The following is a 21790-nucleotide window of genomic DNA, read 5'->3' as shown; positions in this document are numbered from 1 at the left end:
GAATACGGTTTATTTCCTTCCCAACACTGATGCCCAGCAGAGCCAGATTTATTTCTATATTCCCATGGGGGATTATAACCGGGAGGAGAACGTGAGGCGTGAGGCTTTCAACCAGTATATCAGTGGCGGTTTCAGCGGATTGATAATGAATGAGATCCGTGAAAAGAACTCGATGGCGTATACCGCTTACGGTTTTGCCTCCTCGCGCGGACTGCCGGGAGCACAAACTTATTTCTCCGGTTATATCGGTACCCAGAACGACAAGGCGGTCGATGCCGTTGATTTATATATGAAACTGTTGACGGATATGCCTGAGCGTCCGGAACGCATTGACAACATAAAGAGTTACCTGCGTCAGTCCGCCCTGACCAGTCATCCTGACTCTCGTAACCTGAGTCTCCAGATAGCGGAATGGAAACGCAGGGGCTATACGGATGATCCTGCCAAAGAGGAGCTGCCCCGGATTGATTCCCTGACATTCCCCGATATTGTGGAGTATTACCAGAAGAATATAAAGGGAAAGCCGATTGTCATTGGAATTATGGGAAATCCCAAAGATATAAGTGTTGAGGCGTTGAAAAAGTTCGGAAAAGTGATAAGAATGAATGAGAAAAAACTGTTTAATGAAAAAGATACCATGTTCTAGGGCTTTTATAGAATTAAACAGGAGGATTCATATCTCAGAAGAATCATAAAAAAGAGGATGAACGTTCAACGTTCATCCTCTTTTTTTGTTATATTTGTCGCGAACTTATTTATAATCATAGATAAATGAAAGAATTTGTAATATCTGAAGCACAAGTTGAAACGGCTATCCTGGTAGGTCTTATAACACAGACTCAGGATGAACGGAAGACAATGGAGTATTTGGACGAATTGGAGTTCTTGGCGGAAACGGCAGGAGCGACGGTTGTGAAGAGGTATACTCAAAAGTTACCGTCTGCCAACTCTGTGACTTATGTTGGTAAAGGGAAATTGGAAGAAATCAAAGAATATATTCATCAGGAGGAAGAGGAAGAACGAGAAATCGGAATGGTGATTTTTGATGATGAACTTTCTGCAAAGCAGATACGGAATATTGAGGCTGAACTGAAGGTGAAGATACTTGATCGTACTTCGCTGATTCTTGATATTTTTGCCATGCGTGCGCAAACGGCAAATGCCAAAACTCAAGTGGAGTTGGCCCAATACAAATATATGCTTCCTCGTCTGCAACGCTTATGGACACACTTGGAACGTCAGGGTGGCGGTTCTGGTGCCGGTGGTGGAAAAGGTTCTGTAGGTTTGCGCGGACCGGGTGAAACACAGTTGGAAATGGACCGTCGTATTATCTTGAACCGTATGTCTCTATTGAAGGAGCGTTTGGCGGAGATTGATAAGCAAAAGACTACTCAACGGAAGAACCGTGGCCGAATGATACGTGTGGCATTGGTAGGATATACCAACGTAGGAAAATCTACATTGATGAATCTGCTTTCAAAAAGTGAAGTATTTGCAGAAAACAAGTTGTTTGCTACCTTGGATACGACTGTGCGTAAGGTTATAATTGATAACTTGCCCTTCCTTTTGACGGATACAGTAGGGTTTATCCGTAAGTTGCCGACAGATTTGGTCGATTCCTTTAAATCGACATTGGATGAAGTGCGTGAAGCGGATTTGCTGATTCATGTAGTGGATATCTCGCATCCTGATTTCGAGGAACAAATAGCAGTAGTAGATAAAACCATTGCAGATTTAGGTGCCGGTGGTAAGCCTACCATGATTGTGTTTAACAAAATTGATGCATACACTTATATTGAGAAGCCTGAAGATGATTTGACTCCTAAAACAAAGGAGAATATTACTTTGGATGAATTGATGAAAACGTGGATGGCTAAATTAAATGATAATTGTATTTTCATTTCGGCAAAAGAGAAAACCAATTTGGAAGAACTGAAGAATATCATATATAATAAGGTGAGGGAACTCCATGTGCAAAAGTATCCATATAATGATTTTCTTTATCAGACTTATGACGAAACAGAGATATAAAATATACCGGTTATGAATACTTATCGTTCACTGACACTGCAGGAAATACAACAACTGAAAGAACACTCATGTACGGCTGTCAATTGGGCGGACGTTGAAGTAGTAGAGAATTTTAAGACCGACTATATTTACCATACCCGTTTCTCAGGAAAGGTGAAGTTGGGAGTCTTTGAAGAGGAGTTTATCCTTGCTGGTGGTATGTGCAAACATTCGGGTTTGTTTCATACGACGTTGCACAATGTGACAGTGGGCGATAATTGTTGTATCGAGAATATTAAGAATTACATAGCCAATTATGTGATTGGTGATTATACTTTCATTGAAAATGTCGATATTATACTGGTAGACGGCAAGACTAAGTTCGGCAATGGGGTGGAGGTAGCTGTTCTGAATGAGACAGGAGGACGTGAAGTAATTATTCATGACCGTTTGTCGGCTCATCAATCTTATATTATGGCACTGTACCGCCATCGTCCCGAATTGATTTGCCGGATGAAAGCGATTATCGATAAATATGCGGAAGAGAATGCATCCGAGACAGGTTCTATCGGACACCATGTAACAATTGTAGATGCCGGATATATAAAGAATGTGCGTATCGGTAATTATTGTAAGATAGAAGGGGCCGGACGTTTGAAGAATGGAAGTTTGAACAGTAATGAGACAGCTCCGATTCATATTGGATATGGTGTGGTCTGCGACGATTTTATTGTGTCTAGTGGCTCCAGTATAGAGGATGGTACCATGCTGACTCGTTGTTTTATTGGTCAAGCCTGTCATTTGGGACATAATTATTCTGCATCCGATTCATTGTTTTTCAGCAATTGTCAGGAAGAGAACGGAGAAGCCTGTGCCATCTTTGCAGGGCCGTTTACCGTTACCCACCATAAATCCACATTGCTTATTGCCGGCATGTTCTCGTTTATGAATGCAGGTTCGGGTTCTAATCAGAGTAATCACATGTATAAATTGGGCCCAATCCATCAGGGAGCAATGGAACGGGGAGCAAAGACTACTTCTGATTCTTATATTCTGTGGCCGGCAAGAGTCGGCGCTTTTTCTTTGGTAATGGGGCGTCATGTGAATCATTCGGATACGTCCAACCTTCCTTTTTCCTATTTGATAGAACAGCAAAATACTACCTATTTAGTGCCGGGGGTAAATCTGCGTAGTGTAGGAACGATTCGTGATGCCCAAAAATGGCCGAAGCGGGACAAGCGGAAAGATTCGAATCGCTTAGACCAAATCAATTATAATCTTTTAAGCCCTTATACCATCCAGAAAATGATGAAGGGACGTGATATCCTGAAGGAATTGCGAAGGGTTTCCGGTGAGACCTCTGAAACTTATTCTTATCAAAGTGCGAAAATTAAAAACTCGTCTTTAAATAATGGTATTCGTTTTTATGAACTTGCCATTCATAAGTTCTTGGGTAATTCTTTGATTAAGCGTTTGGAGGAGATGCATTTTGCAAGTGATGAAGAAATCCGTGCCCGATTAATTCCTGATACAGAAACAGGGACAGGGGAATGGGTGGATATCTCAGGCTTGATAGCTCCGAAGAGTGAAATAGAAAAGTTGATGGCAGATATAGAATCGGGTGTATTGACTAATGTAGACCAAATACATGAACGTTTTGTAGAAATGCATCATAACTATTATACCTATGAGTGGACTTGGGCGTATGGAAAGATGCTCGAATATTACCATTTGCAATCCGAAACCATTACAGCTAAAGATGTGGTTGCTATTGTGAAACAATGGCAGGAAGCAGTAGTGGAACTCGATAAAATGGTTTATGCAGATGCCAAGAAAGAGTTTTCTTTGTCTGCCATGACCGGATTTGGCGCAGATGGTTCGCGAGAGGAAAAAGAACAGGACTTTGAGCAGGTACGCGGTGTCTTTGAAAGCAACCCATTTGTGACTGCCGTGTTGCAGCATATCGAGGTCAAGACGGCTTTAGGCAATGAATTGATAGAACGTATTGGCTTTTTGTAGCTAAAGAAGCGAAGGATTCTGAATGTGAATACAATAAAATAATAATTAGCATGAAAATAAAAGAAATACCTATATTACTGCTGACCGGCTATTTGGGCAGTGGAAAAACGACGTTGGTCAATCATATTCTCACTAATAAGCGTGGTGTCAAGTTCGCAGTTATAGTCAATGACATTGGTGAGGTGAACATTGATGCTGACTTAATTCAGAAAGGTGGAATTGTAGATAAGAAAGACGATAGTTTGGTGGCACTTCAGAATGGTTGCATCTGCTGCACCCTTAAGATGGATTTGGTAGAGCAGATAGATGACATTATGAAATTGGGACGCTTTGATTATATTGTCATTGAGGCAAGCGGTGTCTGCGAACCGGCTCCTATTGCACAGACCATTTGTTCTATTTCAGGGATGAACGCTGTACATGGTTCATGTCGGTTGGATTGCATTGTGACTGTAGTGGATGCCTTGCGTTTGCAAAGTGAGTTTTCGTGCGGCAATGATTTAACTCGTAAAGGTATTGATGAAGAAGATATTGAAAATCTGATTATCCAGCAGATTGAATTCTGTAATATTGTCCTGTTGAATAAGGCTTCGGAAGTGAAGCGTGAGGAATTGGAGCGTATTAAGCAGATTATCCGTACTTTGCAATCGGTTGCCGAAATAATAGAATGTGATTATGCTGGGGTTGGTTTGGATAAGATTATTAATACCGGAAAGTTTGACTTTGAGCATACTGCCACTTCTGCCGGTTGGGTGCGCGGAATAGAAGGAGCACTTACGGAAGAGCAGAAACAAGAGGCCGAAAGACATGAACATCACCATCATCATCACGAAGAGCATGAAGAGGAACACGAAGAGAACGCTCATCACATAGGCCACGATGATGAGCACCATCATCACCATCATCATCACGAAGGCGGCGAAGTGGAAGAATACGGCATCGGTACTTTTGTCTATTACCGCCGTCCTGCGTTCGATATTCATAAGTTCGACCGTTTTGTTGCTACCAAATGGAGTCGCAATATCATCCGTGCCAAAGGTGTATGCTATTTTAGCAATAACCCTGATATGTCTTTCCTTTTTGAACAAGCCGGTGTGCAGAAGAAACTGAAAGAAGCAGGCTTGTGGTATGCCACGGCACCGGAAGAGGAGTTGATGGAAGTGATGCGTCAGGAACCGGGCCTACTGCGTGATTGGGATGATAAATACGGTGATCGTATGCAGAAGATTGTCTTCATTGGTCAGCATTTGGATAAGGAACAGTTGATACGTGACTTAGATGAGTGCCTGGAATAATATAGGAGGATGAATGCTTCAATAGACTGTTAAGAGTTTCTTTTAGGCACAGAACTCAGGGACAAACACGGATTATTTTTTCTTATTCCGTAAGTTCCATGTTTTCTGTGCCTAAAACAGATTCTATAAATAAGTATATTTGCCTGTAGGACAATCTTCCTCCTGTTGCTGTCCTACTTCTTCTTTACTACCGGAAGTAGTAATCTAGTTGCTGCGCCTTGCTGGTGAAATATCTTAATGCTTTGTTTCATCACAAAATCCTCCACTCCGCAATGATAAGTGTCTATGAACTTCTGAGGGTTGCGGTCAATAATGGGGAACCATGAACTTTGGATTTGAATCATCAGCCTGTGTCCGGGCAGGAAAGAGTGGGCTACATCGTACAACGTATAGTTGACCTGTGTAATTTCTTCCGGCCTGAAAGGTTTGGGTGTGTCGAACCCTTCCCGAAAACGTCCTCGGAACAATTCGCCGCGGACCATTTGCTGAAATCCGCTCATGGGATAGTTGCTTTTCAGTTGTTTGCGTATTTCTTGTGGATATTCAAATCTTTCGGGGTAAACATCAATTACTTTCACCATGAAGTCTGCGTCGGTGCTGCTTATGGCTGTCATGAGCTCTACCCCGATGGGGCCTGCCAATGTGAGTGTATCTTGCAACGGTTCGGTCATGAAGGTAATGACATCTGGGCGTGAAGCGGCAAAACGTTGGTCGTCAATCATATATTCCAATGTGCGGTAAGTAGTCGGATTGGCTGTATAAGGAACCGGTCGTGACATATCCGATACATATTCTGTATACGATTTTTCTTCGGTCGGTGCCTGAGTCGATACTGAGCCGTCGGCATGAATATAATAAGGAGTCGGAACCATTTCTTTTGCAGGCCACTCTTCATAAGTCTTCCATTCGTTTTCACCGGAATAGAATATGTTTACCCGCTTTTCGGGTTTTTCTCCTTCCCCTTCCAAGAAATAACGGAAGAAGGGATACTGAATTTCATCCATATAATAAGCTGAAGTACTTTTGCCGAAATAGACATTTCCGATACTTTGGAAATTGCGGCGGGTCCAAGCACCATGCCACCAAGGACCGAAAGTCAGATAAAGGTCGGTTTCGGGAGACTGCTCTTTGATTGCTTTGTATAAGTTCCATGCACCATAGCAATCCTCTGAATCATACAGCCCTCCCACTACCAATATAGCCGGTTTCAGATTGTAGCAAGAGGTACGTGCATCTCGTTCTTTCCAGAACTCGTCGAAGTTGGGATGGCTTTTGATATCGTTCCACATGGTTTCAGTCGTATCTTTCACCAGATTGTCTATATCTTTAAATGTGCCGATAGACAGGAAATCAGTATATACATCGTTTTTCACAATCTGATGCATTACACCTTTTCCCATGTTGCGACCTTCCAGACGGGGGAGAAAATTAGTGGTTTGCAGGAGGGTAAATGCGCCATTGTGATGGCGGTCGTCTCCTCTGAACCAGTCTGTGACCGGTGCTTGCGGTGAAACGGCTTTTAATGCCGGATGATTGCATGAGGCGGTCATGGTGGCATAGAAACCTTCATAGCTGATGCCCCAGGTTCCCACTCGCTCGTTGCTGTGAGTATGATGAATCAACCATTCGATGGTGTCATAAGTATCGGTGGATTCATCTATATTTTTCTTATTCTTTTTCCCCTTCCTATTTTTGTTTAACGGACGTAGTTGCACGAAGTCCCCTTCGCTCTTATGGCGCCCGCGTACATCCTGAAAGACAATGATGTAGTTGTTGTCCACGTACTTTTTCAATGCGGTTTTCAGATAATCGTCAAATCTTTCTCCGTATGGACTGCACGAATAAGGGGTACGCATCATCAGTGTGGGGTGTTTCCGACTGTTGTCTTTTGGTTCGTAAATAGCAGTGTAGAGCTGTACTCCGTCACGCATCGGAATCATGACTTCTCGCTTGGTATAGATTTCCATGAGCCGGAGTTCCAGACTGTCCGGTTGGTTGGTGGCTCTGTCGCGGCTCCACCCTTTCAGACCGAAAAGACATAAAAATAAAGAAGTGATAAAAAGTAATTTGCCTGTTCTTTCCATATATAATATTAGGTTATTAAATAATGAGTCGGCAAAGGTAAGGACATTCTCTGAAAGTTTTTACGCTAATTAAGGAAAAATTTCGATAATAGTTGCTACCTTTGTGACACTAATAACTAATTAACTAAAATAAGTATCATTATGGCAACACCTCCGTTCCACTATCAGCCCATGTTCGATTTGGGACCTGACAAAACTGAGTATTATTTGCTGACCAAGGACTATGTGTCAGTAAGTGAGTTTGAAGGAAAACCTATCTTGAAGATTGCAAAAGAAGGTTTGACTGCAATGGCAAATGCTGCATTCCGCGACGTTTCGTTCTTGCTCCGCCGTTCGCACAACGAACAGGTTGCTAAGATTCTGAACGATCCCGAAGCTAGTGACAATGATAAATATGTAGCCTTGACTTTCTTGCGTAATGCGGAAGTTTCTGCCAAAGGTAAATTACCGCTTTGCCAAGATACCGGTACAGCTATCATCCACGGTGAGAAAGGCCAGCAGGTTTGGACTGGTTATTGCGATGAGGAAGCTCTTTCTGAAGGTGTGTATAAGACTTATACGGAAGAGAATCTGCGTTACTCTCAGAATGCTCCTCTGAATATGTATGATGAGGTGAATACTAAATGTAATTTGCCCGCACAGATTGACTTGGAGGCTACTGAGGGCATGGAATATCACTTCCTTTGTGTTACTAAGGGTGGCGGTTCTGCCAATAAGACTTATTTATATCAGGAAACGAAGGCTGTGCTGAATCCGGCTACTTTGGTACCGTTCTTGGTAGAAAAGATGAAAACTTTGGGCACGGCTGCTTGTCCTCCTTATCATATTGCATTCGTAATTGGCGGTACATCGGCTGAAAAGAACTTGCTGACAGTGAAATTGGCATCCACTCATTATTATGATGAATTGCCCACTACGGGTAATGAATACGGACGTGCGTTCCGTGACGTAGAACTTGAAAAGCAAGTATTGGAAGAGGCTTACAAGATTGGTTTGGGAGCTCAGTTTGGTGGTAAATATATGGCACACGATGTTCGTATTATCCGTTTGCCCCGTCATGGTGCTTCTTGTCCGATTGGGCTTGGGGTATCTTGCTCTGCCGACCGTAATATTAAATGTAAAATCAACAAAGACGGTATCTGGATTGAAAAGATGGATGACAAACCGGGTGAATTGATTCCGGCAGCACTTCGCGAAGCAGGTGAAGGTGATGCTGTAAAGATAGACCTGAATCAGCCGATGGCGGATATCCTGAAAGAATTGACTAAATATCCGGTAGCTACCCGCCTTTCATTGAACGGAACAATCATCGTTGGCCGTGATATTGCTCATGCTAAGTTGAAAGAACGTTTGGACCGCGGCGAAGATTTGCCTCAATATATTAAAGACCATCCTATCTATTATGCTGGTCCGGCTAAAACACCGGAAGGCATGGCGTGTGGTTCTATGGGCCCCACCACTGCAGGACGTATGGACCCGTATGTGGACTTGTTCCAAGAGCATGGAGGCAGCATGATTATGTTGGCAAAAGGTAATCGCAGCCAGCAAGTAACCGATGCTTGCAAGAAACATGGTGGTTTCTATTTGGGCTCTATCGGTGGACCGGCTGCTATCCTTGCACAAAACAATATCAAGAGCATCGAATGTGTGGAATATCCTGAACTGGGTATGGAAGCCATTTGGAAGATTGAAGTGGAAGATTTCCCTGCATTCATCTTGGTAGACGATAAGGGGAACGATTTCTTCAAACAGTTGAAACCGCGTTGCTTGGGTAACTGTAAATAAGCAATATACTCTTTTATAAATAACAATAGGGTTGTGTCAAAACGTGGATAATGCTGTCGTTTCGTTCGTTGGGGCGAGGTTCGCTCGCCCGAAAACAGTTTGCTTTGTGTCTTCGGGCAGGCAAACCCTGCCCCTACAGCTGACGATGGGATAGCTCGGTTTAGTTTTGACACACCCTCATTCCTTTTTATGGCGGTGAAACTGCCTTTACGATATTCGTTGCGTCTTCTGTTTTTTTTATTTCTTTTGGGAAGTCTGTCTCCAAATGCGTACCATATAGAAAGCACAGTGAGTAAAAGCGAAGACGAATGAGATAATAAGCAAAGTTTTATCTTCGTCCCAGCCTACTGTCTGCTGATGCCATAACCCTGTGATAACGGATAAGACAGATAAGGCAATACCTATCATGTTGAGTATGGTAAGTCCGCGTCGGCGGGGGATGTGCTGCTCCAGTTTGCTGTGTTTTACTCCATAACAGGCATAGATGTCCAAACCAATCAGCATCCACAATACCAATCGAATCCAGGTATCCGCCGGAAGGAATAGCATCATGCAAAGGCAGGTCAGGATTCCCAAAATAGGCACTACCGGCACAAAGGGTGTCTTAAAGGCACGATGCACTTCAGGCATACTTTTGCGGACAATCAAAACGGCTGCACAAACTAGGGTAAAAGCAAAAAGAGTCCCGATACTGGTCATCTCACCGGCTACGCGTGCCGGAACAAATGCGGCCAGCAATCCTACAATAATCATGAACAGCAGATTGCTGCGTGCCGGTGTACGGAATTTCTCATTGATATGTGAGAAGAAAGGCGGCAATAATCCGTCACGGCTCATGCTGAGGAAGACACGGCTTTGCCCTAATAAAGTAACCATAATGACAGAACAATAACCGAAAAGGATGGCGAGTACGATGGCGCGGTTCAGCCATGGGTAATCGGGATGAATGATGCCGGCTGCATCTGCATGTCCCATGTGGTCGATGGCTACGGCTACAGGTGCGATACCTTGTTGGCCGGCAAAGTCGGTGTAGTGGGCGACTCCTGTCATTACATGGGCAAAGACCATATAAAGTATGGTACAGATTAACAGTGACATGAGTATCCCGATGGGCATATCCCGTTTAGGGTTCTTGGTTTCTTGAGCGGCCGTACTTACGGCATCAAAGCCGAGAAAGGCGAAAAATACAATGGCGGCTCCACGCAGTACACCCGACAAGCCGAACTCTCCCAATGTTCCTGTGTTGGCAGGAATGTAAGGAGTGTAGTTCTCTGCGTTGATGTATTTCCAGCCCAGTACCACGAAAGTGAGTATGACAGCTACTTTCAGGAATACGATGAAACCGTTGAAGATAGAACTTCCTTCCGTACCTCTAATCAGGAAGATACTCATCAGTACTACGATAAGGAAAGCCGGAATATTGATAATGCCTCCGTCCCACGGGCAGGCTGTGAGCGCGTGCGGAAGGTTGATTCCCACTCCTTCGAGAAAAACGACAAGGTATCTGCTCCAACTGATGCTGACCGTGGTGGCCGCTACTGTATATTCCAGAACTAAGTCCCAGCCGATTATCCATGCTATCAGTTCTCCCATGGTGGCGTATGAATAGGTATATGCACTACCAGCTACGGGTATCATCGAGGCAAATTCAGCATAGCATAGCCCGGCAAAACAGCATCCAATGGCTGCAATGGCAAAAGAGAGTGTAATGGCAGGGCCGGTATATCCTGCTGCTACTGTTCCTGTGATGGAGAATAATCCCGCACCGATAATCACGCCTACTCCCAATGCTACCAAACTCCATGCACCTAATACTCTTTTAAGTGACTTTTCGCCTGATTCGTTTGCTTCGGCTTGAAGCATGGAAAAAGGTTTTCTAATAAATAATCCCATATCTTTTTATAACGTAATTAGTGATAATTGGGCGCAAAGGTACGGATTACCGCCCTGAAATACAAACGCGCAGTAAACTCTATAACGATTATTCGAGATATTTCGTTATTTTACCGCTTATTTGGAGCAGGGATATTTCGCATATCTTGGTATCATATTCTGCTGAAAGTATACGTTCTTCTGCATCGAGCAAACTTTTTTGCGCTTCACGCATTTCGATACCTGACAGGTCGCCGAGCAGATAGCGCTCTTTGGCTATTTCATGGTTCTCGCGGGCGGCAACCAGATTTTGACGTTCCAGATTTAACAGGCGCAAGTTATTGCGGTAGGCCTGCCATAAGTTGCTTAGGTCGGCCTTCAATCCCAGCTCCAGTTGCTCGCGTTCCAGTTGTGAATTGCGGATGGCAAGGCTGGCATTGCGTTTCTCACGGCGTCGGTTGCCGTCCCATAAGTTGATGCCTACTGTGATGCCTCCGTTCAGTCCCCAATTGCTTCTGCGGCTGGTGGCGTTAGTCTCATATTTATTTAATGTATAGCCATATCCGGCTTTCAGTTTCACATAAGGATAGTTGCGTGACAATACTTTCCGGTAGTCTAATTGGGCGATGGTCGTATTCTGGTCTGCTCTGAGCAGTCCGGCATTGGTCGACAGAGTTGCAGACCACAGTTCGTCATAATTCAGTACGTCATTGACCGTGATGATGGAATCATGGAGACGTAGGGGGCGGTTGACTTCTTGCACAGCCATCAGTTCATTCAGATTAATGCGGGAGGTCACCACCAGTTCTTGTTGTTTCATATATTGTGCACTGTCGGCATTGAAGTCTACTTTTGCCTGCTGGTAGTCCAGTCGGGAGAAGTTACCGATATGGTAACGTTCTTCTACGATACGCAGACGCTCTTTAGACAGTGATACGGCATATAGGAAATTCTTCAAACGTATCTCTTGTTGGACGTAGTTGTAATATTCGGCGGTCAGTCCGGCTATGAAATCCTCCAGCGTGATGCGGGTGTTTGTTTCTCCCAACCGTTCCAGTTCCTTCAATTGCTTGTAGGTTGTGCTGATGTTAAATCCGTCAAAGAGTGTCCAGTTTACGTCCAGTCCGGCTTGCAGGGTTTGGTCGTAGACATTGCGTTCGCTGGTGGTGCTTCCGGTGCTGCGGCTTTTACTGTCGGTATTGTCCAGTGAACCGCTATATCCTGCCGATAAATCGAGTGTAGGCAGATAACCGGCATTGGCTAGTGTGGCATTGTTGTGGCTCACTTGCTCTTCGTTGCGGGTGATGCGGATGGAATAGTTATTGGCGAGTCCTTCTTCCAGACATTTCTTTAGTGTATAAGGGTATTGTGCATATATCCCGGTTATTCCTGCCAGACAGATACACATTGTTATAATGATTCGTTTCATACGGTTTCTGTTTTAACTTTTCGGTTAGTGGAAATATAAGTATAAATAGCCGGTACGATGTACATGGTGAGCAGAGTGGAAACAAGCATACCGCCTACAACGGCCGTACCCATGGCGATACGTTGGTTGGTTCCTTCTCCGGTTGCAAAAGCCAAAGGAATCAGTCCCAATATGGTGGAAACACTGGTCATTAGGATGGGGCGAAGGCGCTGCAAGGCTGCATTTCGGATGGCCGCCATCTTGTCTTCACCCGATTCTTGCTTCAAATTGGCAAATTCTACAATCAGGATACCATTCTTTGCCACCAGACCAATCAGCATGATGATACCGATTTGACTGAAGATATTCATTGTAATTCCGCCGGCAAACATAAAGATAAGTGCTCCCGCAATGGCCAACGGTACTGTCAGCATAATAATGAACGGGTCTTTGAAGCTTTCGAATTGTGCCGCCAGAATGAGGTAAATAAGTATCAGTGCCAGTATAAAGGCAAACATCAGGCTGGACGAACTTTCGCGATAATCTTTAGAATCGCCCGAAAGTGCGGTACGAAAACTGTCATCCAAGGTTTCGGAGGCAATCTTGTCCATCTCTTCCAATCCTTGTCCGATTGTCTTTCCATCGGCAAGTCCCGCAGAGACGGTAGCCGAGATAAAACGGTTGTAGTGGTAAAGTTTGGGTGGTGCTACAGACTCTACGAATTCTACCAGATTATCCAACTGAATCATTTCTCCTTTGTCGTTTCGGATATAGATGGACTTGATATTGGAAGGTTTATTCCGTTGTTGACGGTTGATTTGCCCTAAAATCTCGTACTGTTTTCCATTCATATAAAAGTAGCCCATACGTTGTCCGCTGAGGCCGTATTGCAATGTCTCTGCAATATCGCGCACGCTGGCACCCATTGTTCCCGCTTTGTCGCGGTTGATATTGACTCTCATTTCGGGACTGCTGAATTTCAAGTCGACGTCGGCCATTTGGAATGTCGGGTTATCGTATACTTTGCTTAGAAATTTGGGTAACACTTTCTCCAAGTTTTCAATGCTGACGGCTTGCAGCACATATTGTACAGGCATACTTCCCCTGCGTCCGCCAAAGGAAGATTGCTGTTGGACAAAGGCTCGGGCTTTTGTTTTGTTGCGGATAGCCTTTGAGATACGTTCGGCCACTTCCATTTGGGTGTAATCGCGGTCTTTTATGTCTTTCAGTGTGATACGGATATTACCGCTACCGCTTGACACACGTGCCGTAACCGATTCAGCATCAGGGACGATAGAGTCAACCAGATTATTGATATCTTCGGTGTAATCGCGGATATATTCATAACTGGCTCCTTCGGCTGCGCGGGTATTAATGCTGATTTGTGAACGGTCTTCCATCGGTGCCATTTCTGCCGGAATATAACTCCATAATATTCCGATGGCAATCAACATCAATAGAGTTATAGGGATAGCCAACATACGCTTTTTTAAGAAAGCATCCAATGAGCGGGCATAAATGCGGTTCATACCCTCAAAGAACGGTTCTGTCTTTCGGTAGAACCAACTCTGCTTCTCACGTTTCACCAATAGTTTGGTGGCAAGCATCGGGGTAAATGTCAATGCGGCAAATGAGGAGATGATGACCGAACCGGCTACAACAAAACTGAACTCGCGGAACAGGCGCCCACTGGTTCCTTCCATAAACACGATGGGGAGGAAAACTGCAACCAGTGTGATGGTAGTCGATATCACGGCAAAGAATATTTCTTTTGCTCCTTCGATTCCTGCTTCGAACGGTTTCATTCCCCGTTCAATTCGGATATAAATATTTTCGGTCATTACAATGGCATCGTCCACCACCAAACCAACGGATAATACGACAGCCAGCATGGTGAGTACGTTAATGGAGAATCCGGCAATATACATGACGAAAAAAGCTCCGATAAGCGATACCGGAATAACGATACAGGGAATCAACGTCACGCGCCAATCGCGCAAGAAGAGGAAGATAATAATGATAACCAGTATGAAGGCTTCATATACCGTCGTCTTTACCTCGTCAATGGAAGCGCGTATGAATTTGGTATTGTCAAAGCCGTAGCTGTATTTCACATCTTCGGGAAGGTCTTTTTGCATTTGCTGCATACGTTGGTATACGGCATCGGCTATCTCTATGTGGTTGGCACCCGGTTGGGGAATCACGACAACTCCCACCATCGGGACTCCGTTCATTTTCATATAACTTTTAATATCGGCAGGACCGAGCTCGGCATAACCGATATCGCTAAAACGGATAACATTGCCGTTTACTTCCTTCAATATAATATTATTGAATTCTTTAGCCGTATGCATCTGTCCCATTGTACGCAAAGTCAGTTCGACAGTGTTTCCTTCGATACTTCCGGAAGGTAGCTCTATGTTTTCTTTGGTGACTGCATTTTTTACGTCTACCGGAGTAATGCCGTAACCTGCCATTTTAGTCGGGTCAAGCCACAGACGCATAGAGTAACGTTTCTCACCCCAGATGGAAACACTGCTTACATCCGATATGGTTTGCAATTGTTCTTTTACCGTTAAGTCGGCTATTTCACTGAGTTCCAGTAGTGAACGGCTGTCGCTTTGGATAGCCACCATCAAGATAGGAACGGCATCGGCATCGGCTTTCGATACGGTAGGAGGGTCGCAGTCACGCGGCAGATAGCGTTGTGCACGGGAAACTTTGTCTCGCACATCGTTGGCTGCCGTCTCAAGGTCGACAGATAATTCAAACTCTACCGTGATGCGGCATTGCCCTTGTTGGCTCACACTGGACAGGGAACGGATACCGGGAATGCCATTGATGTTCTGTTCCAGAGGTTCGGTGATTTGGTTCTCAATCACATCTGCATTCGCACCGGAATAGCTGCAAGTAACTGAGATGATAGGATTATCCACAGATGGGTATTCACGAACTCCCAGTGTGTTGTAGCCTATCAGTCCGAAAAGTAATATGATAATCGTAAGTACGGTAGCAAGCACCGGCCTACGAATACTAAGTTCGGATATATTCATAGAAGCATTTTTTTGTGGTTAGTTAAAAGCCTGGATTTCAACCGGCATGCCTTTTCGTAATTGTAGTGTACCCGAAGTCAGGATAGTGTCACCGATAGCCAAACCTTGGACAATCTGGATTTCGGACTCGGTACGGATACCGACAACTACATCGGTCGGTTCCGCCACTCCGTTGCGATACACAAAGACTTTATTCTTTCCCATTTCGGGTACGATTGCTTCTGATGGGATAGCTATTGCATCTGCTATTTCTTTCTGTTTCAACTGAATATCGGCATATCGTCCCGGCAATAACTCTCCGTTTCGGTTAGGATAGATGGCGCGAATGTTCAGTGAGTGAGTTTCCATATCCAGACTGGATTCTGTGGCATATACTTGTGCAGGATAAGCGTTGAGCCGTCCTTCTACCCTGAAGTCCAGATTCATTCCTTTTTTTATTTCGCGTGCGTAACGTTCGGGTACGGCGAATTCTACTTTCAGCGGGCTTACTTTTGTCAGTTTGGCAACTACGGTGGTAGGAGAGGCATAAGCTCCGACACTGACCTGTCTTAATCCGATAATTCCATCGAAAGGAGCGCGGAGTTCCGTCATGTCAATACTTGCTTTTACATTTTCAATGTCGGCATTCAGGGTAGCTAGTTCTGTTTTTACCTGTTCATAAGCCTCTTTACTGACAGCATCGCGTTGTAACAAGGCATTTTGGCGGAAAACACGGTCTTCTGCCAATGGTATTTGAGCTTCCAGCCGTTTGAGCTGAGCTTGCAATTGCCGGTCGTTTACTTTGGCAAGTAACTCTCCGCGCTTGACGGAGCTACCTTCTGTGAAAAAGATTTCGGTAATCTTGCCGGAGGTTTCAAAAGAGAGGTTTACTTCTTCGTCAGGCACCAAGCGTCCTGTCACCAATATTTCATCGGTTAGCAAGTGCGGTGTAATGACTTGTGCATTCACTTTCAGTGTCTTTGATTTATTCTCTCTGGGCAGTGCATCGGCTGCCGTTAACTCTTCATTTTCGTGTGGGGTGAATTGGTAGATGCCTAAACCGGACAATCCTATTCCGATTATTAATATAATGCCCCATTTAACTCGTTTGTTCATGTGCCTTTCTGATATCTGATTTCCGATGAATACAATCATCGTTGTAAGGTTAGAAAAGAAGCGCGGTGTTAAGTTTAAACGCCGCGCTTCTTTTTAATATTTTTTTTCGTTTGCCAGTTTCCACATGGCAAGGAAAGAAGCTTTTGTGATATCTACTGTTTTGTTCCAGTTTATTTTTGCCGCTTCGTCACCCGGCAGATGATAGTCTGGATGACCGTTGGTGTGATACCATATAATAGGTATCCCTTCTTTTGCGAAACTTCCATTGTCACTTCCACCTACAGGGTTGTCCCATGCACGATAGTCGGGCTCCAGTTGCAGGCGGTAGTCTTCAATGTCTTTTTTCAGCCAGTCGCCGAAAGCGGGATGAGCGGCGGTATAGAAATAAACGACACCTTTGGGTTGTTCTTCATTGTTGTTGCGCCCTATCATGTCATAGTTCAGATAACCTTTTATTTTCTTTAGTTCTGGATAGGTCATCGTGAAGTAGCGCGAACCTAACAAGCCTTTTTCCTCACCGTCCCAGAAAGCAAAGATAACAGTACGTTCCGGTTGCTCTCCTGTTGCCAGAAAAGCGCGTGCCACTTGCAGTACGGCTGCCACTCCCGAGGCATTGTCATCTGCTCCGTTGTAGATTTGATCGCCTTCCAAAGTCGGGTCATAACCAAGATGGTCATAATGTGCACCGATAACTACAATCTCATTCGGGTTCTTACCTTCTATTTTTGCCAGAATATTGCGCAGGTCCAGCTTCTGATGAACTGTTTTTTTCAGGGCGGCGATAGAATCGGGATGAACTTGCCAGCGTTTATTCTTCACCTGACGTTCGGCATGGCACACCTCGAAAGGTTGGACATAATCGTCAAATAGAGGTTGCAGTCCCATCTGTTTCAGGCATGAAATGATATAGTTACCGGCAATGCGACCACCTTTCCATCCGGCTTCACGCCCTTCCAGTTCATCGCAGGCCAGGAATCCGATATGTGCTTCGGCAGTTGCACGGTTGATGGTTTCTACTCCTTTCTTTTCCGGTGCTGTTTTCTTGGGGGAAGCAGCATTCAGGTTTGTGGCACCAATCGCAAAGAGTGCGGCTAGGATAAGATGTCTTTTCATAAAGTCATGGTTGTTAATAGGCTGCGCGATATTTACCTTCTTCCTTGTCTTCCAACATATTAAGATAAGAAGTATAGCGCGACTCGCTGATTAAATGTTTTTCTACTGCTTCACGAACTGCGCAGCCCGGTTCATGGCGATGGGTGCAGTTACCGTATTTGCAGTCGGCGGAATATTCGAATATCTCTTTAAAGTAATGTCCCACCTCTTCTTCTTCCATATCGAAGGTTCCGAAACCTTTAATACCCGGAGTATCAATAATATATCCGTCTCCCGCTATAGGGAACATTTCAGAAAAAGTGGTAGTGTGCATCCCTTTATTATGGTAATCGGATATCTCTCCTGTCTTTAGGTTCTTCTCGGGGAGAATGGCATTGATTAAAGTGGATTTGCCTACGCCGGAATTACCGGAAAGGAGTGTGACCTTACCTTCCAAATCCTTTTTAATTTCGTCTACACCGATGTGGTTCAGTGCGGAAACTTTAAAACAGGGATAGCCGATGTGTGTGTACAGGTTTATCAGGGCATCCAGATAGCGCAAATCATCTTCGTCATACTTATCTGTCTTGTTGAATACCAATTTGACAGGAATGCGATATGCTTCTGCGGTAGCTAGAAAGCGGTCAATGAAAATAGTCGAAGTTTCAGGATAATTAATCGTGATAATCAACATACACTGGTCGAGGTTAGCGGCCAGTATATGTGATTGTTTGGAAAGATTTGAGGCACGTCGGATAATATAATTCTTACGGTCTTCTATTTCACTGATAAAAGCGGTACCTTCATTGTTCATAATGATTTTCACGTAGTCTCCCACAGCAATGGGATTGGTACTACGAATCCCTTTCAGTCGGAAGTTTCCTTTGATTTTACAGTCAATGAGCTGTCCGTCTTCCGTCTTTACCTGATACCAGCTACCTGTATTTCTTATTACTAATCCGCGCACTTCGTTCTTTTATACGGTCATAATTTCTTTATCTTTCTCGGCAAGCAGTTCTTCAATCTTCGCAATGTACTTATCGTGTACCTTCTGAAGTTTGGCTTCTGCATTTTTCTGTTCGTCTTCGGGCATGCCTTCTTTTACGGCTTTCTTCAAAGCGTCGATGGCATCGCGGCGTGCGTTGCGGATACTTACTTTGGCTGTTTCGCCTTCTCCTTTGCACTGTTTGGCCAATTGTTTACGGCGTTCCTCTGTCAGAGGGGGAATGCCTAAACGGATAATTTCGCCATTATTTTCGGGAGTGATGCCGAGCTCGGAATCCATAATTGCTTTTTCGATGATGCGGAACATACTCTTGTCCCATGGTTTGATGACGATGCTGCGGGCATCGGGAGTAGTTACTGCAGCTACGTTGCTGATGGGCACCATGCTTCCGTAAGAATCAACACGAATACCATCAAGCAGTCTGGTGCTGGCTTTTCCGGCGCGGATGTGGGCCAAAGCCTCTTCCAGATACATAACGGCCATATCCATTTTCTCTTGTGCGTCGTTAATGCAAGTCTTTGCGTCTATCATACTGTTTTCTTATTTTAAGTTATATATTATCAATGCTTTGTTTTTTAGTGAAACAAAAGTAATTTATTTTTTGATTATCTGCAATATATGGCAGAGGATTTATTTATAAAGTTTCCCAAACTCTGTTTTCCTTTCCAGTGATGAGTAAAAAGGTTGTATGTCTTCCGGGGTTCCGGCGTTGCGCACTTTCGATTGTGATGTGGATTGTACCCCTATGATGTTGAGCGTATGGCTCAGAAGCATTTCCTTCGTATCTCCCAGTTCTTTAAAGTTATCATTAATCGACAATGACATTTCGTCGGCAAAGTAGCGGTATTTCTCAATCTTGAAGCCGTCCTCATAGTCCGATTCCATTTGGCTATTGTATAGTTTCATGGTAATAGGCCATATATCCCAACCCAGCTTTTCATTTCTGTGGAGAGTGGAACCGACATTCTTTCCGATGGTGGTACTGCCGATTAATGTAACATCCATATAGGGGAAGAGCCCGTTGATGAGTGCTTCGGAAGCTGAGGCGGTATATCTGCCTGTGATGGCATACAGGTTTGTCAGGTTGAGGTTAGGAACTTCTCGGATGAAGTCCACATCCGTTTTCTCTCCTTTGTTGTTCTCTTTTATCAGAAATATATCATTCAGATTTTGGGGAGGCACGAGCATACTGCCCAATAGTTGCAGGGTAGCAAGATTGCCTCCGCCATTATAGCGTAGGTCGATGATGAATTCCGTGACATGTTGTGATTTCATTTTGCCGATGACGTCTTTCAGTTCGTTTTCATAAGTGTGGTCATCGAATCCGGTGGGGCCGCTTGTGAAATGGTTATAGCACAGATAACCGATGGTCTTCCCTCCGATGTGGTATACAGAGTCTTTCAAGATGGGATGATTGGCTATGCTGCGGGAGGCTCCGATTGTTATTTCCCCGCTTTTGGCTATTGCATAGGATTTGCCTTCTTCTGTAAGTCTGAGGGTGCCGAGTGTGCATCGGATACTGCCTCCATACTGTAAAGAGGTAGAAGAGGCGTGAATTTTCTGTCCGTTGATTTCTATAATCCAGTCTCCGCGTTTCAGTCCGCTTTCGGCGGCCGGGGAGCCGGGCAGGACATACAGCACTCTGGCATAATAATAGTTCTGGTCTTTGATGGAATAAAGGATATATTCAAAGCCATACGAATTTTCTTCCGATACGGCACGTGCTTTGCTCGTGGGAGTCTTTTCTATCGTAGAGAAGTAGTGGTGCGAGCCGTCACTTAGTTTTTTTCCGTCTTTTGATGAGAGTAATGAGGTGAAGAATGTTTCAGGAGAAGCTTCGAAGTCGAGTGATGATTTACCGGGCAAATCGTCATTCCAAAGGTAGTCTTCTCTCATGGCGTTGTCTATCCATTGGTTCACTTTCCCATTGTCCGATGTAGGGGTCTCAAAATTATCCTCTTCTTTTTGACAGCCGATGGCGATAAATCCGATGAGGCAGCCTAAAAAGAGGGATAAATAGCATCTTTTGTTCATCATAACTGTGTAATTATACATTTTGCAAATGTACAAAAAACAATATTGGATTGTTCCTTATTGCTCTGTTTCTTATACCTTTGTAACAAAAAACATAGAAGTATGATTTCATTATATTTAGCCCGGCACGGGCAGACGGAAGAAAATATAGCGCGTATATTCCAAGGGCATTTACCGGGACAGTTGACTGCAGAGGGGATTGCTCAAGCGGAGGCTTTGCGGGATTCTTTGAAAGAGATTCCGTTGGATGCTGTCATTTCCAGTGACTTAAAACGCTGTATGGATACCACCCGGATTGTGATTGGGGACAGGCACTTGCTGTGGGAGACAACGGATTTGCTTCGCGAGATAGATTGGGGGAGCTGGACAGGACTTTATATAAAAGAGGTAGACCTTAATCATATTCCGGCAGATGTGGAGACAGAGGAGATGCTCTATCGGCGTGCCGGTCGTTTTCTTGATTATATAAAGGCGGACTATGATGGGAAAACGCTTCTGGCTGTCGGGCACGGATTGATAAACCGTGCGGTTCAGGCACGGATTCAGGGAGTAACTTTACAGCATTTGCGCAGTGTGCCCAAAATGAATAATGCAGAACTGAGACTGTTTATGCTGTAATTGTTTCATTGACAAGCGTGCCATTGGCTTTGTATGCTGCTCCCATACGTTCGCCAGAATGGAGGTGTTTCCATAGGGGCATCTTGTTTTCTTGGGGATTCAACATATCACCACACAAAGGGAAGAGTAAGCCGTTTCGTAGGGTCAGCTAAGGCTTTTTAAACGGAAGATTATTACAGTCTCCGCCGGCGGACTGTACAGTCCACTGCAATGGACTGTACGGTCTACTGTAGCGGACTATACAGTCCACTGCCGAAGACTGTAGTAATCTGACGGACAGAAAGGCATAATCGAAAGGATGAAAACGCTTACTCCGACTAATGAAACGACTTAGGGAGTTATAAACGTATGCAGTGTTTGAAAACCGGAGGAGACAACATCCGGCGACAGGTGTTTGCTTGATATATTAAATTTCCAAG

The 21790-nt window shown here is 44.4% G+C and carries 15 protein-coding genes; 6 read left to right on the top strand and 9 right to left on the bottom strand.

Translation table 11 applies throughout. From position 1 onward, the window contains the following. From IR173_RS15050 to IR173_RS15035, 4 genes are all read left to right on the top strand, one after another. Nucleotides 1–646, top strand: a 646-nt coding sequence (locus IR173_RS15050; protein ID WP_237040363.1) for a M16 family metallopeptidase, incomplete at its 5' end; no start/stop codon positions are given. Nucleotides 647–771: 125 nt separating this feature from the next. Then, nucleotides 772–2031: a GTPase HflX gene (hflX, locus tag IR173_RS15045; RefSeq protein ID WP_237040362.1), complete on the top strand. Its 1260-nt coding sequence runs from the start codon at nt 772–774 to the stop codon at nt 2029–2031. A 12-nt stretch (nt 2032–2043) separates the two neighbouring features. Beyond that, on the top strand, nt 2044–4029 hold the full coding sequence (locus tag IR173_RS15040) for a DUF4954 family protein (protein WP_237040361.1): 1986 nt from the start codon (nt 2044–2046) through the stop codon (nt 4027–4029). Between the two features lie 50 nt (nt 4030–4079). Next, nucleotides 4080–5324 carry a GTP-binding protein gene (locus IR173_RS15035; protein ID WP_237040360.1) on the top strand — a complete coding sequence of 415 codons (1245 nt, stop codon included), beginning with the start codon at nt 4080–4082 and terminating at the stop codon, nt 5322–5324. Nucleotides 5325–5497: 173 nt separating this feature from the next. On the opposite strand, the gene IR173_RS15030 is transcribed toward IR173_RS15035, so the two are convergent. Beyond that, nucleotides 5498–7408, bottom strand: a complete 1911-nt coding sequence (locus tag IR173_RS15030; RefSeq protein WP_237040359.1) for a CocE/NonD family hydrolase — start codon at nt 7406–7408, stop codon at nt 5498–5500. Between the two features lie 141 nt (nt 7409–7549). On the opposite strand from IR173_RS15030, the gene IR173_RS15025 reads away from it, so the two are divergent. Beyond that, nucleotides 7550–9193 carry a fumarate hydratase gene (locus tag IR173_RS15025; protein WP_237040358.1) on the top strand — a complete coding sequence of 548 codons (1644 nt, stop codon included), beginning with the start codon at nt 7550–7552 and terminating at the stop codon, nt 9191–9193. Between the two features lie 237 nt (nt 9194–9430). Here IR173_RS15025 and IR173_RS15020 read toward each other — a convergent pair whose 3' ends face one another. From IR173_RS15020 to IR173_RS14985, 8 genes are all read right to left on the bottom strand, one after another. Beyond that, the gene (locus tag IR173_RS15020; protein ID WP_237040357.1) at nt 9431–11086 is read right to left on the bottom strand and encodes an amino acid permease; all 1656 of its coding nucleotides are present in this window, start codon (nt 11084–11086) and stop codon (nt 9431–9433) included. 88 nt (nt 11087–11174) lie between these two features. Beyond that, a complete protein-coding gene (locus IR173_RS15015; protein WP_237040356.1) occupies nt 11175–12494 on the bottom strand; it encodes a TolC family protein in 1320 nt (439 codons plus the stop codon). Next, entirely contained in the window at nt 12491–15526 is a 3036-nt protein-coding gene (locus tag IR173_RS15010) for an efflux RND transporter permease subunit (RefSeq protein ID WP_237040355.1), read from the bottom strand. The genes IR173_RS15015 and IR173_RS15010 overlap by 4 nt, the downstream gene beginning before the upstream one ends. An 18-nt stretch (nt 15527–15544) precedes the next feature. Beyond that, the gene (locus IR173_RS15005; protein WP_237040354.1) at nt 15545–16621 is read right to left on the bottom strand and encodes an efflux RND transporter periplasmic adaptor subunit; all 1077 of its coding nucleotides are present in this window, start codon (nt 16619–16621) and stop codon (nt 15545–15547) included. A 93-nt stretch (nt 16622–16714) separates the two neighbouring features. After that, nucleotides 16715–17734: a M28 family metallopeptidase gene (locus tag IR173_RS15000; RefSeq protein WP_237040353.1), complete on the bottom strand. Its 1020-nt coding sequence runs from the start codon at nt 17732–17734 to the stop codon at nt 16715–16717. A 13-nt stretch (nt 17735–17747) separates the two neighbouring features. Then, the gene (gene rsgA, locus IR173_RS14995) at nt 17748–18680 is read right to left on the bottom strand and encodes a ribosome small subunit-dependent GTPase A (protein ID WP_237040352.1); all 933 of its coding nucleotides are present in this window, start codon (nt 18678–18680) and stop codon (nt 17748–17750) included. A 9-nt stretch (nt 18681–18689) separates the two neighbouring features. Further along, nucleotides 18690–19250, bottom strand: a complete 561-nt coding sequence (gene frr, locus IR173_RS14990; protein WP_237040351.1) for a ribosome recycling factor — start codon at nt 19248–19250, stop codon at nt 18690–18692. Between the two features lie 99 nt (nt 19251–19349). After that, nucleotides 19350–20756, bottom strand: coding sequence for a S41 family peptidase (locus IR173_RS14985; protein ID WP_237040350.1), 1407 nt, complete (start codon nt 20754–20756; stop codon nt 19350–19352). A gap of 99 nt (nt 20757–20855) precedes the next feature. Between IR173_RS14985 and IR173_RS14980 the strand changes: the two genes are divergently transcribed. Then, nucleotides 20856–21371 carry a histidine phosphatase family protein gene (locus tag IR173_RS14980; RefSeq protein WP_237040349.1) on the top strand — a complete coding sequence of 172 codons (516 nt, stop codon included), beginning with the start codon at nt 20856–20858 and terminating at the stop codon, nt 21369–21371. The last annotated feature ends 419 nt before the right edge of the window (nt 21372–21790 follow it).

It is taken from the genome of Phocaeicola faecalis (assembly GCF_021730445.1).
Lineage (GTDB): Bacteria > Bacteroidota > Bacteroidia > Bacteroidales > Bacteroidaceae > Phocaeicola > Phocaeicola faecalis.
Note: the sequence above shows the minus strand (reverse complement) of the source record. Positions and strands in the feature narration are given on the sequence as shown.

Excerpts from the sequence above, each read along its gene's own strand:
- hflX (WP_237040362.1), top strand. The coding sequence starts at position 772 with ATGAAAGAATTTGTAATATCTGAAGCACAAGTTGAAACGGCTATCCTG.
- IR173_RS15040 (WP_237040361.1), top strand. The coding sequence starts at position 2,044 with ATGAATACTTATCGTTCACTGACACTGCAGGAAATACAACAACTGAAA.
- IR173_RS15035 (WP_237040360.1), top strand. The coding sequence starts at position 4,080 with ATGAAAATAAAAGAAATACCTATATTACTGCTGACCGGCTATTTGGGC.
- IR173_RS15030 (WP_237040359.1), bottom strand. The coding sequence starts at position 7,408 with ATGGAAAGAACAGGCAAATTACTTTTTATCACTTCTTTATTTTTATGT.
- IR173_RS15025 (WP_237040358.1), top strand. The coding sequence starts at position 7,550 with ATGGCAACACCTCCGTTCCACTATCAGCCCATGTTCGATTTGGGACCT.
- IR173_RS15020 (WP_237040357.1), bottom strand. The coding sequence starts at position 11,086 with ATGGGATTATTTATTAGAAAACCTTTTTCCATGCTTCAAGCCGAAGCA.
- IR173_RS15015 (WP_237040356.1), bottom strand. The coding sequence starts at position 12,494 with ATGAAACGAATCATTATAACAATGTGTATCTGTCTGGCAGGAATAACC.
- IR173_RS15010 (WP_237040355.1), bottom strand. The coding sequence starts at position 15,526 with ATGAATATATCCGAACTTAGTATTCGTAGGCCGGTGCTTGCTACCGTA.
- IR173_RS15005 (WP_237040354.1), bottom strand. The coding sequence starts at position 16,621 with ATGAACAAACGAGTTAAATGGGGCATTATATTAATAATCGGAATAGGA.
- IR173_RS15000 (WP_237040353.1), bottom strand. The coding sequence starts at position 17,734 with ATGAAAAGACATCTTATCCTAGCCGCACTCTTTGCGATTGGTGCCACA.
- frr (WP_237040351.1), bottom strand. The coding sequence starts at position 19,250 with ATGATAGACGCAAAGACTTGCATTAACGACGCACAAGAGAAAATGGAT.
- IR173_RS14985 (WP_237040350.1), bottom strand. The coding sequence starts at position 20,756 with ATGATGAACAAAAGATGCTATTTATCCCTCTTTTTAGGCTGCCTCATC.
- IR173_RS14980 (WP_237040349.1), top strand. The coding sequence starts at position 20,856 with ATGATTTCATTATATTTAGCCCGGCACGGGCAGACGGAAGAAAATATA.